The organism is Paraburkholderia phytofirmans PsJN, assembly GCF_000020125.1.
In the GTDB taxonomy this organism is placed as follows: domain Bacteria; phylum Pseudomonadota; class Gammaproteobacteria; order Burkholderiales; family Burkholderiaceae; genus Paraburkholderia; species Paraburkholderia phytofirmans.
The window spans coordinates 241,745-256,749 of the sequence record NC_010681.1; the positions used below are offsets into that span (position 1 = coordinate 241,745).

Here is a 15,005-nt window from a genome sequence, read left to right on the forward strand (position 1 = left end):
TCATTGGCGGCGCGCAACGGTTGGTGCGTGCGTCTGCGCACGCACTTTCGCAACTTCGTCTGCATTGACGTCCGGCGCGTGGTTGCCCCAGCTCGTCCGGATAAACGTGACGACGTTGGCGACCTCGGCGTCGGTCAGGCGGTCGCCAAAGGGCGGCATCGTGAACTGCGTCGGCACGCGCGAAGTCCCGACCTCGGTGTTGCCGTTGAGCACGATGTTGATCAGCGACGTCGGATCTTTCGCGTTGACGACCGGATTGCCGGCGAGCGCGGGGAACGTGTCGCGGTAGCCCTTGCCTGACGATAGATGGCATGCCGCGCAGCTGTTCAGGTAATCGATTGCGCCACGCGCGCTCACGTCGCCCTTCGCGAGCGCGGCGCCGGCCGCGGCCGCATACGCGTAGTGCCCGGCCGGATGATTCCCCGGCAGCGACTTCAGGTACGTGGCGACCGCAAGCAGGTCGGTGTCGTTCAGAAACTGCGAGCTGTGCTGGACAACATCACGCATGCCACCGAACGCGGCCGTCTCTGGGTTGCGTCCGGTGCGCAGAAATTCGACGATATCGGCCTGGCTCCACCGGCCCAGCCCGGTCAGGTCGTCCCCGCGTAGACTGTTCGCAACGTAATGGTCGATAACGCCGCCGGACAGATAGTCGGAGCCATCCGCGTCCCCGAGTGCCTTCTCCTGCAGACCGACACCCCGCGGCGTGTGACAGCTGCCGCAGTGCATGAGCCCTTCGACGAGATAGCGCCCGCGCTCCAGCAGTGCCGCATCGTGCGCGGCCCCTGCAGCCGTCGCGCTGTCGATGTCCGTATGTGCGGCAGGCTGCACCTTCGGCGCGAAGGCCCAGCGCCAGTACGTAAGCGGCCAGCGCATGGACAGCGGCCACGGAATGCCGGACGCGCGGTTCGGCGAGTCGACGGGAGCGACGCCGTGCATGAAGTACGCGTAAAGCGCGCGCACGTCGTCGTCGCTGACGTGGGCGTACGATGGATAGGGCATGGCCGGATACATCGGGCTGCCGTCCCTGCGGATCCCGCGACGCACCGCGCGCTCGAAATCGCTTGGCGTGTAGTTGCCGATGCCGGTCGCCGGGTCCGGAGTGATGTTGGTGGTGTAGAGCGTGCCGATGGGCGTGGTAATCGGCAGGCCGCCAACAAAGGCCTTGCCGTCTTTGGCGACATGGCAGGCGGCGCAGTCGCCGAGAACGGCCAGGTAGGCGCCGCGGCGGATGAGCGCAGTGTCGTTCGCGTCGATCGGCGCTTCCGCTTCGAGTGCCGCGTCGTGAGCCCTACCGCCGCGGCCGCCGAATAGCGCCGCGACGATCCATGCGCACGCAACGATCACCACGGCGAGCGCGACGAGACCGGCGATGATGGTCCCCGGCCGGAGCGTAGTCTTCATGGCTGCGCTCCTCACGCCTGCACGAGCGCGCCGGGACGCTTGAGATACTGTGTCCGTATCGCGTCCGCGGCGAAGTAGGCGAGCGCGCCAACCAGGCCCGTGGGGTTGTATCCGATGCCTTGCGGAAACGCCGAGGCGCCCATCACGAACAGGTTCGGCACGTCCCAGCTCTGCAGATAGCGGTTCAGCGCGCTCGACTGCGGGTCGGCACCCGTGATGACGCCGCCGGCTGTGTGCGTGGTCTGATATTCGCGCACGTTGAAGTGGTCGCCGGGCTTGCGCATCAGCGTCGAATGCGACTTCGGATTCATCTTCGCGACGATCTCGAGCGCGCGGTCCGTGACGAAGCGGGTCATGCGGTACTCGTTGTCATGCCAGTCGAACGTCATGCGCAGCATCGGCAGACCGAGCGAATCGCGGTAGGTGGGGTCGAGGTCGAGATACGCATCGCGATACGCCATGACTGAGCCGTGCGCGACGACGTTTGTCGTATGGAGGTAATGGTCCTTGGCCGCGCGCTTCCATTGCGCGCCCCAGGCCGGTGTGCCGTGCGGCACGGCGAGCTGCTGGATCGGCCTGCCGCCCGTCTGTCCGCCGATGATGTACCCGCCGCCGAGGAAGCCATGCGGGCCGTGGTCGAAGTGGTCCGAGTTGAATTCGTCGACGATTTGCGAGCCGCCGGAGCCGGCTGCGATGAACGGATTGATCGGCACATCCTTGTCGTAGAAGACGGACGTCGAGCTCATCATCTGGTAGGCGAAGTTCTTGCCGATCACGCCCTTTCCGGTCACCGGATCATAGGGTCTGCCGATGCCTGAGAGCAGCATCAGCCGCACGTTGTTGATCTGGAACGATGACAGGATCACGAGGTCGGCTGGCTGGAATACCTCGTTGCCGGCGCCATCGATATAGGTGACGCCAGTGGCACGCTTGCCCGTCGAATCGACGTTGATCTTCACGACATGGCTCTGGGTACGCAGCTCGAAATTTGGCTTGCGCATCAGTGCAGGGAGGATCGTGGTTTGCGGCGCCCCCTTCGAGTAGAGAAAGCAGCCAAAGCGTTCGCAAAAGCCGCACAGGTTGCACGGTCCGAGGCGAACGCCGTAGAAGTTCGTGTAGGGCTCGGAACAGTTCGCGCTGGGCTGCGGGAACGGATGATAGCCAAGCTCGCGCGCGGCACTGGCGAACAGCTTCGCTGCGTACTGATCGGCAACGGGGGGCGTCGGGTAGGCACGCGAGCGCGGCCCCTCGAACGGATTGCCGCCCGACAGGACCTTGCCCCGCAGGTTACCGGCCTGACCCGATGTGCCGTTCAGATATTCGAAACGGTCGAAATACGGCTCCAGCTCATTCCAGGTGACGTCGTAGTCCTGGATCGTCATGTCGGCTGGCAGGAACCCGGCACCATAGCGCTCGACGTTGTGCGAGCGGAACTTCATGTCCTCAGGCGACGGCCGGTAGAGTTGCCCGTTCCAGTGGACACCAGCGCCCCCGACGTTGTCGGGCAGCAGGAACGCATTGTATTGCCGGTAGGGGACGGCCGTGTCGCCGACCTGGTGGCGCACCGTCACGGTTTCAAGCGACAGCCGGCGGAACAGCTCGCCGCGGATCCCGTATTTCAGTTCATCGACGGCCTTGGGATAGGTGTAGTCAGGTGACGTATCGCGATTGTGTCCGCGCTCGAGCGCGACCACCTCAAGGCCCTCGCTGGCCAGCTCCATGGAGAGGATCGAGCCGGTCCAGCCGAGCCCGATCACGACGACGTCAACGGGTTTCATGGATTTTGTCATGCAGTGTTTCCCAGCTTTTTTTCAGCCTGCGCCTTTCAGCCCGGTTTTTTAGCCTTTCTCGCCCAGGATCGACACCGGCGGCAACGGATAGACCGTGTCGTATTGGGTGGCCCAGTCCATGAAGTCGGCGCGCGCGCCCGGAAATCCGATCATCTTCCAGGCACCCATGCCGCGATTGCCGCCGTACATCGGATCGGCGAAATAGCCTTCCTTCGTGTTCGCGAGCAGCTGGATGAAGAACTCGTTCGTTTTCATGTCAGGCAGCACGATCTCGCCTTTTTCGAGCTGCCCCAGCACGCGCTCCTGAGTGGCCGCGTCCAGCTTCGCGAAGCTCTGGCCATGCTCGCGCCTGCACCACCCGTCGATGCCGGCAATCGCCACGCGATACATGTCACGCGGCGAATATTTCATCTGGTAGCCGAGCGTAAAGTCCGAGTCCGGGTGAAAAGGTCCCTGCAGATACCAGCGCGCGCCGTGCCCGTAGTCGGTATCCATCTGCCGGTCGATGAACTCGGGCACGTGCAGATCCAGTGCGCCGGGGCCATCGTCATTCGAGGGGATCAGGCGGTCCACCGCTGCCTGAATGAAAGCCCATTCCGCAGCGGTGAAATAGCGAGGTTCGTAGGCGGGAGCAGCCGGATTTTCGGCCGCCGAGGCGTCGGCGACAGGAACGGTGGGGGAAGCCTTGAGAAGCACGACCGACGAGGCGGCCGTGAGCGAACTCTTGATGAAACCGCGGCGCGAAAATACCGTGCCTTCTTTTTTCATGTGGCATCTCCGTCTACAGACGGCTCGGGTGTTCAATACGGCTTGCTGAGGCTGGGAGCGCTGATTGCGATCCGCCCCGCCTTGTATTGTGTGGGAACCCATACACCCGTATCGAGTGGCCGCCTATAGCGATTAAAGGTTCGAGGATAGGGGCTCGGCTATTGGAGTGGAACACCCACATAAGGAATTCAGTTTTGCAGAAATGGGACCCCCCACTTCGTTGTGCACGATCGCAAATCAGAATTGCGACAAGGGGTTTGCCAGGCATAGACGAAGCTGCCATGATCTCCGCCGCCATCTATGGCTGTGGAATTGTTTCGAAAATTCGGCTTACGTAGCGGTGTTCACGCTGCAGCGTCGACATATGGGCGAGGAACGCAACGCGAGTCTGCAACGAGGGAAAGATCGATGAACTACTATGCAGCGGTCCGGGCTTTTCTCACGACATCAGAAGCAGGAAGTTTCAGCGTGGCGGCGAAGAGGCTTTCGGTCAAGGCGTCCACCGTGTCACATTACGTTTCAGACCTTGAGGAAAAACTTGGTGGGCCGCTCTTCAGCCGCTCGACACGCGGAGTGATTCTGACGGAGCGGGGTGCAAAATTCAGAGGATTCGCGCAACGAGCAGTTAATGCGCTCGATGAAGCGCTGGCCACTGCGTCCTCCTTCAGAAGTGAACACGTCGACGTAAAGCGTCCCATTCCGCGTAGACGGAAACGCAAAGTGTGCTGAATTGTGTCCGGGCGTTCGAGTTCGTCCAGCGGATCGCAAAAGCGCCATGCATACTCAGATATTGCCCGAGCAAAGCCTTGAATGTCTGGGGCACCTTGATCGCTGAATTGGTACGACAGTGGCGACAGGCGGAAAAGAGCCGCGGTGTCGTCGTACTGACTTTAAAGACATGCAGCGCGGTAACTGTATATGTCCGCTCCGGACGACGCAAGGATAACGGCAGTTGCTCTGGCAACCATTGGTTATCACTTGCGGAAGCTTAAAAACACTCCGCAGAATCTAACCAAGCTCGTCGATCACTCAGTGGCGACGCGAGGATAAATTTCATCTCAAGGGCATGAGCCTATCTGTCGATATCAGGAGCAAATAATGTTCTTTATATCTGGACTCCGAAGCGCGGGAAGCGCTTATTCAACCCAACGAAGGCATTAGCGTGCAGGCTCTCAAAAACTTGAAGGTGGTCACCCAGCTGATCCTGGGATTTTCTTTTGTTATCGTTTTGCTGGTTGGATTGGGCGCGTTTTCTCTATTAGAGTTGCGTGGTGAAAACGCCCGCGTCGTGGAATTGCGTGACAACTGGTTGCCAAGCGTGCGCAGCAGTCTGCAGATGCAGGCCGGGCTTCGCGAGATCCGCATCAATGAATACCGAGTGGCCGCTGCGGCGACGGCCGCCGATGCCGCGGCGCTGGAACCACTCATCGAGTCAGCGCTGGCGGACTATCGTCACGCCGAAACCGAATACCAGAATCTCATGACCGAGCCGGAGGAGAGAGCCGCATACGCTGACATCCAGACGCTTATGCCGCAGTATCTGGAGGTCGACCAGCAGGTCAGGGCACTGGCGAAAGCAGGCAAGCCAGTGGAAGCGTTGGCTCTCGTGAGCGGTCAGTCAGCCACTATTCGCAAATCCATCGAGAAAGACATCAAGACAATCGTCGAGGTCAACGTGACGGGTGCGGCCCGCGAGGGGGAACTGGCCAGTAAGGCATATTCGCACGCGATCGCGCTGGTGATCGGAGTGAACGTCGGGGCGGCGGTCATTGCGCTGGGTGTGGCGCTGATGATTGCGCGAGTCCTGGCAAAACAGCTTGGTGGCGAACCCCGCGAGGCGGTGGCGCTCGCTGGAGATATCGCGGCCGGCAATCTACGTGTCATGGTGCGCCTGTAGACAGGGGATCATTCCAGCCTGATGCACTCGCTCGGCGCAATGAAAGACCAGTTGACGAGCATCGTGGAGGGCATCAAGGCTTCCAGTGAGTCGATCTCCGTCGCTGCCGGCCAGATTGCGCAAGGCAATACTGACTTGTCCCAGCGCACCGAAGAGCAGGCGGCGTCACTCGAGGAAACAGCGTCGAGCATGGAAGAGCTGACCAGCACAGTCCGTCAGAATGCGGACAATGCCAGGCAGGCCACTACACTGGCCGTCACCGCGTCGACCATCGCGCAGCGCGGCGGGGAGGTGGTCGGCCGCGTGGTGGAGACGATGAACGGGATCTCCGACAGTTCCGCCAAAGTCGCCGATATCATTGGCGTGATCGAAGGCATCGCATTCCAGACGAATATCCTCGCGCTTAACGCAGCAGTCGAGGCAGCTCGCGCTGGCGAACAGGGGCGAGGGTTTGCCGTCGTGGCCGGCGAGGTACGCACGCTTGCCCAGCGCAGTGCAGCAGCAGCCAGGGAAATCAAGGATCTGATCGGCGAGTCGGTGACTCGCGTCGATACCGGCTCGAAACTCGTTGAGGAAGCCGGGAGCACCATCAACGAAATCGTCCAGGCGGTGAAGCGCGTGACCGACATCATGAGCGAAATCGCGGCGGCTTCGGAAGAACAGAGCGCCGGTATCGGGCAGGTTAATACGGCGGTTACCCAGATGGACGAGGTGACCCAGCAGAATGCCGCCCTGGTCGAAGAAGCGTCGGCAGCAGCGCAGTCGATGGCCCAGCAGGCCCAGGCGCTACGTCAGGCGGTGGCCGTCTTCAGGATCGCCGATACGCGGCCAGCCGGGTCACGCATAGTCGCCCCAGCGAGTGATCCGCGTCTGTCGTCGCAGACCGTTCGCATGCCTTCCCCTGCAACGTCAACCAGGACGACGCCATTCGCGACCGCCGGCGGAGACACCATGATCGCGACGACCTCCCGTGCCGTGGATTGGCAGGAATTCTGATCAAGTCTGGGAACTGGACGCTGCCGCAGCGAGGCGCTGGGCAAGATGGTTGCACCGCGAGCGCCGACACGGCGTTCCTGTCTGCGTCGAGGCTGGGGTGCCGCTTCAGATTTTGGACGCGCCGGGCCGGTGCCGCAAAACCTATCAACCGGTTTTCCTGTTTGCACCAGAACAAGTCGAAGTGGGCTTTCGGACCTCTTTACGCGGGCGTCAGCGTGACGCAGCCTGAGCAAACGCACGACGCGCGACAGACCTTGCACCTGCTTGTTTAGCGTCGCGAAGGCTGCGGTCGACTGCTCCCCATGGGCGCGAGCCCTCTCAGCGGTGGATCCCGGTCGAGATTCGTCGGAAAGGAAAAGCCTTTGGCACAGGCGGCAATGACTGCATCGACCTCAGCTGCATTCAGCCTTCCGCTTCACAGGTAGTCCAAGAGTACCGGATAGACGGCCTTGCACAGCAGACGAACTTTCACACACTGTTGCCGTTCGTTGCGTCGTTCTCCATCGCGATCACTTGTGCTTCACATTCGCAGCCTCTTTTCGCTTTTAGTGTAAAGGGTTTCAAGAGATCGGTACCCCACAGGCGGCTTTTGATCGCGTGGTATCGTCGCATTTCCAGTTGAACGACGAAGCCAATGATCACAATTGACCCCCGCACTGTCATATTGCTGACGTCTGTCATGTCAGCAATCATGTCATCCGTGTTGTTTTCGGTGTATCGGGATTTACATTCGAATATCAACGGTATTGGCCGGTGGGCATTGGGGTCTCTGATACTTGCCGTAACGGCGGTCCTGTTCGGATTACGTGAGGTGATACCTGACTGGCTGTCAGTGATCGTGGCAAATGCCGGTCTGCTGTGTGGTGTCGGTTTGTGGCTAGTCGGCACCCAGTTGTTTTACGGACGCAAGCCCTCCTGGGCCAGCGTGAGTGCGGCAACGATCCTGACAATGGCGTGCGTCAGCTGGTGGCTGCTTGTGGAACCCGCCTATACGCTCAGGCTCACGTCGATCACAGGCTGTTTGCTGGGTCTCTATGGTGTTCAGCTCCTGCTCGTAGTTCGCTACGGCGTGAGGCATTCCAGTACATATTTTCTGGCATTCGTGCTGCTGCTTCAGATTGTCGTGCTGCTGATTCGCGGCGTGACCAGCCTGTTACCCACTCTCGTCCAGAGCAACTTCCTTTCGCCGGATCTGATTCAGGCCATTTATTTCGCAACCTACAGTTTCGTGACTTTGCTGCTCGCGCTGGGGTTTGTCATGGTGGCAACTCACAGATTGAATATGGAATTGAAGTGGTATGCAACCCGGGATCCACTCACCGGCGTTTTTAACCGACGTGCATTCGCCGAGATTTACCAACGCGAATATCAGGTGGCACAGCGAACGGGCGGCACATTAGCATTGTTGATTGTGGATCTGGATCACTTCAAGGCAATCAACGATAAATATGGTCATGACGTTGGCGACAAGGTGCTGGTTGATTTTTGCCGGCGCGCAAATGCCGTCCTGGTCAACGGTACTTCCATGGCCCGTCTGGGTGGGGAGGAGTTCGCGGTCCTGCTTCGCGGGGTGAGTCTGGAAGATGCGTCTGCCCAGGCTGAAAGAATTCGCTTGTCCCTGTTGCAGGATGGAGATAACGAACTACCTGGCTATACATGCAGTGTGGGTGTTGCTACTACAGCGAAAGACGGGAGTGCGCTGGAGCAATTGCTTCGGGTGGCCGACGACGCGTTATATCATGCCAAGCGCGAAGGGCGAAACCGCGTGGAATCCATGAAGACTTCGTTTGAGATCAGATCAGCACCGGAATGAACGGGATCTGCCCGGCTGCCGTCGATTGACAGTTGCCAGTCCGACGACAACGGGGTGCTGCGCGCGTCGCCGTTTGTCGTATCGCCCGGATGCACATTGCGTTTGCCGGGAAACACGAGCGTTCCCTTCGATTCCCGATTGTGCGACCCATGAAAAAACCCGACCCGGAAAGGTCGTCTTGGGCCATCCGTTCCAGCTATCCGTTCAGGTTGTTCCGGAAAATGCACCGTACTTCCGGCCCGGTGCAGGCGAGTGCATCAAGACAGCAATGTATGAAATGCCTTCGTCAGGCCAGAGAACGTTGCGCTGTATTTCTCATATGGCCTGTTTTTGCAAGTAGGGCGAGCACCGCCCTCGCCACCGCGATCTCGAATGTCAACGTATCCGACCTGATTGGTAACGCGGCAGACGGGCTGTTTATCGACGATGGATCAAGCTCATATCCGCGGGCTGGTTACCGCATTTCATCTTTCCGTCACGGGGCTACCTCGCTCTTAACCACGGAGATCACGCAGTCGCGTGCTCACAAAAAAATCTCGAGGATTCCCCTCATCGCGCCCGATGCCGCGTTACCGATCAGGTGGAAGTTAAAGGTTTTGCGATAGCGGCTCCTGTCTAAAATCTCCGGGCAAGATTTAACGGCGTGCTCAGGCTGGCTGCAGTCGTGTCCCGATGTCCCAGATGAAGCCACATAGTTCGCGCGCGATTGCCGCACACGTCTTGTTCTGGTGAAGACCTCGTGAGCGAAGCCGGCGAAATCTGTGGCAGAGCCGAACCTGCGCTTTCCAGGCGATGTCGATGATATGTCGAGGTTGTCCTTCCAGTCGGGGCTGTAGTGACTCACCGATTCTCGCCGGCAACCGATAGTTCCACGCCGCCTCGACAAGTATCCTGCGCACGTGCCTGTTGCCCGTCCTGGTCAGACGGCCTCGTTGCTTTGAATTCCCGCTGGAGTGTTCCGACGGCACAAGTCCCAGGTAGCCCATGAATTCGCGTGGATGCGGGAAACGCCGTAAGTCGCCAAGTTCCGCGACAATGGTCAACGCGGAGATGATGTCAATGCTGCGCAGGGTCATCAGGCCTTTGACCACTGGCAACCATCGCCAGGTTTCGGCATGGGCGCGCAGCGACTGCGTGAGGCGCTCGACGAGTTCGGTGGCGAACCGCACCGCCATCCGGTACTCGGTGAAGACGATATGCTGGGCGGGCTCTTCGAATTTTATCTTCGAGAGGAAGAGTTCATGCTTCGGTCCCCACCGCGTGCCGGTGTAGGCATGACCATGACGAAGCAGAAAGGATTTGAGCCTCTGTCGCATTCTGCGCTGGTCATTCACAGCATCCTCCCGAGCGCGCACCAGGTCGCGGATGGCCTCGTCCGCCGGCTCGGGAATTGCAACTGGCACCAGCTCGCCGGCCCGATGGAGTCTTGCCAGCAGTAATGCGTCGCGACGGTCCGTCTTGATTCTGTCGGCAGGCCGCCGGGCGACGCGCGATGGCGCAACCACTTCACAGCGATAGCCCTGTTCGCGCAGCGCCCGCACGAGCCCATACCCGCAGGGGCCCGCTTCGTGACAGACACTGAGCTCGGCTGGCTTGCCCAGCTTCGAGAGTGCCTTCGTCAGGGAAATCACGCTGTAGCGGGTCGTCCCGACAAATTGAGGATCGTCCCGCAAGTGCGCCCGGGCGAATGCGATTGCGATGGAGTCTTTATGCACATCGAGCCCAACGTAAAACTTGACCTCATCCATGACTGTCTCCGCCGTTCAGTGAAGGTCGTCCGATTATCGAACGAACGCCAACACAGCGTTTATCTGAAGGCCATCATGTCTTAAAGCAGACTTAAATTGCCGCTCCTGCCAGGCCGCCCGGTTCAGCGGCACCAAACGGCTGTCCTATACGTGCCAGCCCGCATTACGCCGATGTGCAGGAAACACGGGATTCGTGGATGGGTCCGGGGATGTCCGGCGTAACACGATAACTGCCGCACGACGTTGCCGAGGTCAGCGTGTCAAGTCGCGCTTATGCTTTCGCGATCTGTGATTCAACCGGGTGGGGGCGGCAGCGGTGAGGGTGTAGTGCTACCAATGAAGCGCATCAGTTCATCCTCTGCTGTGATGATGACGTGTGCGGGGGCATCGGCCAGTTGCCGGTCGTGCAAGGTCAGGAGTTCCGCGAAGCGAGGATAGGCGGCGTCATCGAGGCGCCACGTACCGGTTTCCAGGCCTCGCCTGTTTACACACTCCATCGCGTCTTCGGCTTCGTGGAAGCGTTCGACGGGCTGCGTACCATACCCTTTGTGTTGCAGGAGGTACGCGATATACATGACGCTTGCCAGTTCGACCAGGTGTTCGGCGTTGCCAAACCCGACACGCACGATGGTGAGACACGCGTGAAACTTCAGCGAGCACATGCTGGTTGCGCTGGCAGGCAACGGGAGCAGCGTGGCACGCGAATGGCGCGGCTTCCGCGATTGACGGGAGGACGGATGGCGAGAGCGGGACATGCGGAGCTACGTACGGGATGTGCGACAGATAGTGCAAAAAGGGGCGGCACGGATCCAGATTGCTGCTGCGAAGACGGTAAAATTCACGGCGGGCAAGGCGTTCAGGGATGCGGTCAACGCCAGCAAGTGGTAGATCACCTGTCCCACAACTCGACCTCAAGCTGAATCTACCGCGACACGCTCTACGCACCGCCTCGAAACCCGCCGCGGCCGAACGCGGCGTCCTCACTCGCCGGAAAAATGCGCACACCGCATACCCCTGTCATGGCGGGCTGCGATGCAAGCGCCGAAGAGGTAACGGCGCTTCGCGTCGCATTCGTCGGTTGCCTGTTTCCGGGCCGGGCCCGGCATAGCATTGTGCGTTATTGCGCGCATGGCGCCCAAAACCGGCGGTAGCCTATCCTGCAATACCGTGTTTTCCGTGCGTTTTTTGTCGCGCGGCGTAAACGTTTTGCGCAGAGGTTTCCGTCACGGCGTAAACCTCTGTTCAGGCCCCGAAGTATCGCGTGCGAACCGTGTGCGAAGGCCATGCGAAACCGCTGCGCAGAGGTCTCCCTTCAGGCGCAAACGAAATGCGTATGCCGGTGCGCAAACGGATGCGCTTCCCGTGCGCAGTACTTTCGCGTTTATCGGTCCATTCCGTGCGCATGGCATGCCCACGATTGTGCGTATGTCGTCTTGCTAAACGCACGTGTGACGTGTGCAGAAGTGGCGCGATACCGGGTGCAGGTCTGGCGTTGCTGCGTCGCACGCCGTGCACAGCTCGGGTGTTATCGATGTCCAATGCGTGGCGTTGCCACATTCGCTGCTCTTGCGCTGTCGATGATCATCCGCTGCGTAGCGATGATCAAGGTCCGTGCGTAACGTGAGGCGGCAACGTGCGAACCCGGTGCGTGGCGCGAGTGAATATCAATGCGTAACCGCGCGTCAACGGCGGATATGTCGCGTGTGTACGACAGGCGTTAAAAAGTGCGTTGTGCTCATCGCTTCCCATCGCATCCCATGCGTTCCCGTACGCGTTTGCCGTGCGAAAACAGGTGGTTGACGGTTGCGTTTGCTGTGCGCAGGATGGTGACAGGTCCGTGCGTTAACGGCGCGCAGGAAGGTGTGCACGGGAGGGTGACAATGCCTGTCGCGAGGGTCTATGCGAAGTCGCAATGGGAAGCGTTTGCCCGTGCGCTTGATGCGCTGCCCGAGAGGCCGGATGCGGAACGCGGCGTCACGGTGCGCGATGCGATGAAAGACATGCGCGCGCGTGTACGCGCGGCGCAGGCAAAAGGCTATACGCTGGAGCAGATCGCGGAACAGGCGAAGTCGCACGGGATCGACATCACGGCGGGTGCGATCCGCTACGGGTTGCGCGCAGCCGGGAAGGGCGGCGGCGCGAGCGGTGCGCGCGCGGCGTCAGGCGCGAGAGTAGCGGCACAGCCGGACAGAGCGGAAACGCGTGCGCCAGACAGTTCGCCGCGCCAGAAACAGGTCCGCAAGGATGGGGGAAAGACCGTAACCGGACAACTCATGCCGGTGCAGGGCACGCTCGGATTTGCAATCCGGCCCGACACCGAGGACCTGTAGGGAGTCGCAATGGACAGGACAGTCGACACGGCAGTCAATCCCATCTATCTCGTCGGCGGTGGCAAGGGCGGCGTCGGCAAGAGCGTGGTCGCACTCGCGCTGGTGGATCACCTGCAACGCCGGGGCGTGAATACCGTCCTCGTGGAAAACGACACGTCGAACCCGGACGTGATGCGCGCAGTACACGACGAGATTGCGTGCGCATCGTTCGATCTGGACACGGCGGGCGGCTGGATCGACATGGTGAACTACTGCGACGGGCATCGCGATGCGGTCGTGGTGGTCAGCACGGCGGCGCGCAACCAGGATGGCGTCACGCGCTACGGCGCGACACTGGGCAGCACGCTTGATGAACTGGGACGGCGGCTCGTCGTGTTCTGGGTCATCAACCGGCAGCGCGACAGTCTCGAACTGCTGCGACAGTTCAGCGACACGTTCCCGGACGCGACGGTGCATGTCGTGCGCAATGGTTACTACGGTACGCCTGAACGGTTCGTGCTGTATCAGGATTCGAAGCTGCGCAAAAGCATCGAGGCGAAAGGCCGGTCGCTGGATTTTCCCGAACTCGCGGACCGCGTGGCCGATGATCTGCGCAGCCAGCGGCTGTCGGTACGCAAGGCGGTCGAAACCCTGCCCATCGGACAGCGCGCTGAATTGCTGCGCTGGCGGGCATGCTACGACGCGATGTTCGCGCAGGTGACAGGCGATGCGTGAGCGGCGTTCGCGTCGTGCGCGCCCGGCGGATCCGCTCGCCCGGCTTTTCCTCGAAGTGAGCGGCACACCGCCGGATGACGCAAGCCTGCTGCGCATGCGCCGCGTGTCGGCGGCGCTGAACCTGCGGGACAACGATGCCCTGTGGTCGGTGCTGGCGGTGCTCGAATACTACGTGCGTCTCTACGAGGCGATGCCGGAGCGCATCCGTCAGGCGGGTGCAGGCGGCGTCGATGCCGCGCGAGCCGAAGCGTACGCGGCAACGCAGGCATTGATGGTGCAGCACCGCGAGGCGCTGGCACGCTGCAAGGAAACAATCACGCTGGCGGAGAGGATGACCGCCGAGCACGAGGCGCGCTATCAGGCGGCGCTGGCAGTCATGAACGACGAGGCGCTCGCCGTGCTCACGCAGCGCGCGGCGAACCGGATCGCGCGCGTTGCCGGAAACCGGATCGTGGGCGCAGCGACAGTTTCGGCTCGTGAGCAGCGGCAACGGCTCGACGCGGCACTCGCGTCATTCGAGCGGGTCGCCATGCGACGCTTCGTCAGGGCGTGCTACGGTCTGGTGGCGGGCGGTCTGGTCGTCGTACTGCTGGCGACGGGCGCGGGCGGCGTGGGTGGCTGGTGGGCTGGCATTCATTGGGCTCAGGCAGACGGGTCGCCGCCTGCGCGGGCGGGCGACACCTCGCCGGTGCCGCGCGCCACCAGGCGGTAATGATTCACGAAGCCCGGACAGTGCAGGCCGTACGGGACACCCGTTGGCGCGAGTCCATCGCCTGCCTGTCGCGCGACAGATGCCCCGACCCGAACCGGCAGGCTGCGGTTGGGTTCATGCTGCACCGTCTTGCCGTGCCGCCTCTTTCCCGGCGGCGGCCCCGGCCAGCCAGACCGCTTCGAGTGCGGCCTTGATGGACCAGACGGCGGTGTCATGGAAGTCGAGCCGGTCTGCGTAGCGGGTTTCGAGGGTTTCGATGCCGAGCGTGGTCCTGGCGATTTCAGCGATCTGCCGTCTTGCGGCGGCTGGCAGGTCGGGCATGCTCACGATGATCTCCCGGTTGCGTTTGAAAGACGGTTGCGACGACATCATTCACGCGCGGTTGCGCGGGAACATCAAGCGTTTTTGTCCGTGCGGCGAGCCGTCAGGCCGTTGGGAAGCCGAAGGCCGCGCCTGTGGGCGGCAGGCGCGCGGCGGGCTGCGAAAGGCAGACGGCTCGCCGTCAGCCCGCGCGGCTCAGACTTCGTCGGTTTCACCCTGCATGAAAGCGAGGGCATGGCGAAGCGCCCCTGCGGCCGCGTCATTGTGGTCAAACGCAATCATCGGAGCGCGATAGCCTTCGTCCTCTGCGCGTGCGATTGCCATGTCGTAATGCCGACCGTGTCCGTATTGCAGGTCAGTGGCGTGAACGAAGGTCAGATAAAGATCGGGCGAGCCTTGAGCATTGGTCGCGACCACGGTCATGCGGATGCGGTTGAACATGATATTGCTCCTGTTGAGGTCAGGTGCGCAGGTAGCAGGCCGTGACTCGGGGACATGATCCGGGGAGATGA

General features: G+C 61.3%; 13 protein-coding genes and 2 pseudogenes. 7 read left to right on the forward strand and 8 right to left on the reverse strand.

Features of this window, described 5'->3' with window-relative positions; translation table 11 throughout:
* Genes BPHYT_RS01060 through BPHYT_RS01070 form a run of 3 tightly spaced genes read right to left on the reverse strand, consistent with a single transcriptional unit; the run spans position 1 to position 3,962 of the window.
* Positions 1-1,404, reverse strand: a complete 1,404-nt coding sequence (locus BPHYT_RS01060; RefSeq protein ID WP_012431305.1) for a cytochrome c — start codon at positions 1,402-1,404, stop codon at positions 1-3.
* Between the two features lie 11 nt (positions 1,405-1,415).
* Positions 1,416-3,194, reverse strand: a complete 1,779-nt coding sequence (locus BPHYT_RS01065; protein WP_012431306.1) for a GMC family oxidoreductase — start codon at positions 3,192-3,194, stop codon at positions 1,416-1,418.
* Positions 3,195-3,242: 48 nt separating this feature from the next.
* A complete protein-coding gene (locus BPHYT_RS01070; protein ID WP_012431307.1) occupies positions 3,243-3,962 on the reverse strand; it encodes a gluconate 2-dehydrogenase subunit 3 family protein in 720 nt (239 codons plus the stop codon).
* Positions 3,963-4,370: 408 nt separating this feature from the next.
* Here BPHYT_RS01070 and BPHYT_RS37025 point away from each other — a divergent pair, with 408 nt between their 5' ends.
* Positions 4,371-4,691 (forward strand): LysR family transcriptional regulator, encoded by a 321-nt coding sequence (locus BPHYT_RS37025; RefSeq protein ID WP_012431308.1) that lies wholly within the window; start codon positions 4,371-4,373, stop codon positions 4,689-4,691.
* 433 nt (positions 4,692-5,124) lie between these two features.
* Positions 5,125-6,855, forward strand: a pseudogene (locus tag BPHYT_RS39610) (methyl-accepting chemotaxis protein).
* A 468-nt stretch (positions 6,856-7,323) separates the two neighbouring features.
* Here the strand turns inward: BPHYT_RS39610 and BPHYT_RS38545 are convergent.
* Positions 7,324-7,536 (reverse strand): hypothetical protein, encoded by a 213-nt coding sequence (locus BPHYT_RS38545; protein ID WP_049868861.1) that lies wholly within the window; start codon positions 7,534-7,536, stop codon positions 7,324-7,326.
* On the opposite strand from BPHYT_RS38545, the gene BPHYT_RS01080 reads away from it, so the two are divergent.
* Positions 7,535-8,668 carry a GGDEF domain-containing protein gene (locus BPHYT_RS01080; RefSeq protein ID WP_049868863.1) on the forward strand — a complete coding sequence of 378 codons (1,134 nt, stop codon included), beginning with the start codon at positions 7,535-7,537 and terminating at the stop codon, positions 8,666-8,668. The two genes, BPHYT_RS38545 and BPHYT_RS01080, sit on opposite strands and share 2 nt — an antisense overlap.
* 647 nt (positions 8,669-9,315) lie before the next feature.
* Here BPHYT_RS01080 and BPHYT_RS01085 read toward each other — a convergent pair.
* Positions 9,316-10,416, reverse strand: a complete 1,101-nt coding sequence (locus BPHYT_RS01085) for an IS110 family RNA-guided transposase (RefSeq protein WP_012431312.1) — start codon at positions 10,414-10,416, stop codon at positions 9,316-9,318.
* A 293-nt stretch (positions 10,417-10,709) separates the two neighbouring features.
* Complete coding sequence (locus BPHYT_RS01090; protein WP_021162791.1) at positions 10,710-11,078, reverse strand: hypothetical protein; 369 nt, start codon at positions 11,076-11,078, stop codon at positions 10,710-10,712.
* Between the two features lie 139 nt (positions 11,079-11,217).
* On the opposite strand from BPHYT_RS01090, the pseudogene BPHYT_RS39000 reads away from it, so the two are divergent.
* The 4 genes and pseudogenes from BPHYT_RS39000 to BPHYT_RS01105 all read left to right on the forward strand — a co-directional run.
* Positions 11,218-11,304 (forward strand): annotated as a pseudogene (locus tag BPHYT_RS39000) (HU family DNA-binding protein); the annotation flags it as partial.
* Between the two features lie 992 nt (positions 11,305-12,296).
* Positions 12,297-12,746, forward strand: coding sequence for a hypothetical protein (locus tag BPHYT_RS01095; RefSeq protein ID WP_012431314.1), 450 nt, complete (start codon positions 12,297-12,299; stop codon positions 12,744-12,746).
* Between the two features lie 9 nt (positions 12,747-12,755).
* Positions 12,756-13,460 (forward strand): nucleotide-binding protein, encoded by a 705-nt coding sequence (locus BPHYT_RS01100; protein ID WP_012431315.1) that lies wholly within the window; start codon positions 12,756-12,758, stop codon positions 13,458-13,460.
* Positions 13,453-14,172, forward strand: coding sequence for a hypothetical protein (locus tag BPHYT_RS01105; protein WP_012431316.1), 720 nt, complete (start codon positions 13,453-13,455; stop codon positions 14,170-14,172). Before BPHYT_RS01100 ends, BPHYT_RS01105 begins: the two co-directional genes overlap by 8 nt.
* A 114-nt stretch (positions 14,173-14,286) precedes the next feature.
* On the opposite strand, the gene BPHYT_RS01110 is transcribed toward BPHYT_RS01105, so the two are convergent.
* Both BPHYT_RS01110 and BPHYT_RS01115 read right to left on the reverse strand, forming a co-directional pair.
* A complete protein-coding gene (locus BPHYT_RS01110) occupies positions 14,287-14,544 on the reverse strand; it encodes a DUF6900 domain-containing protein (RefSeq protein ID WP_012431317.1) in 258 nt (85 codons plus the stop codon).
* 144 nt (positions 14,545-14,688) lie between these two features.
* Entirely contained in the window at positions 14,689-14,934 is a 246-nt protein-coding gene (locus BPHYT_RS01115) for a hypothetical protein (protein WP_012431318.1), read from the reverse strand.
* Between the last annotated feature and the right edge of the window lie 71 nt (positions 14,935-15,005).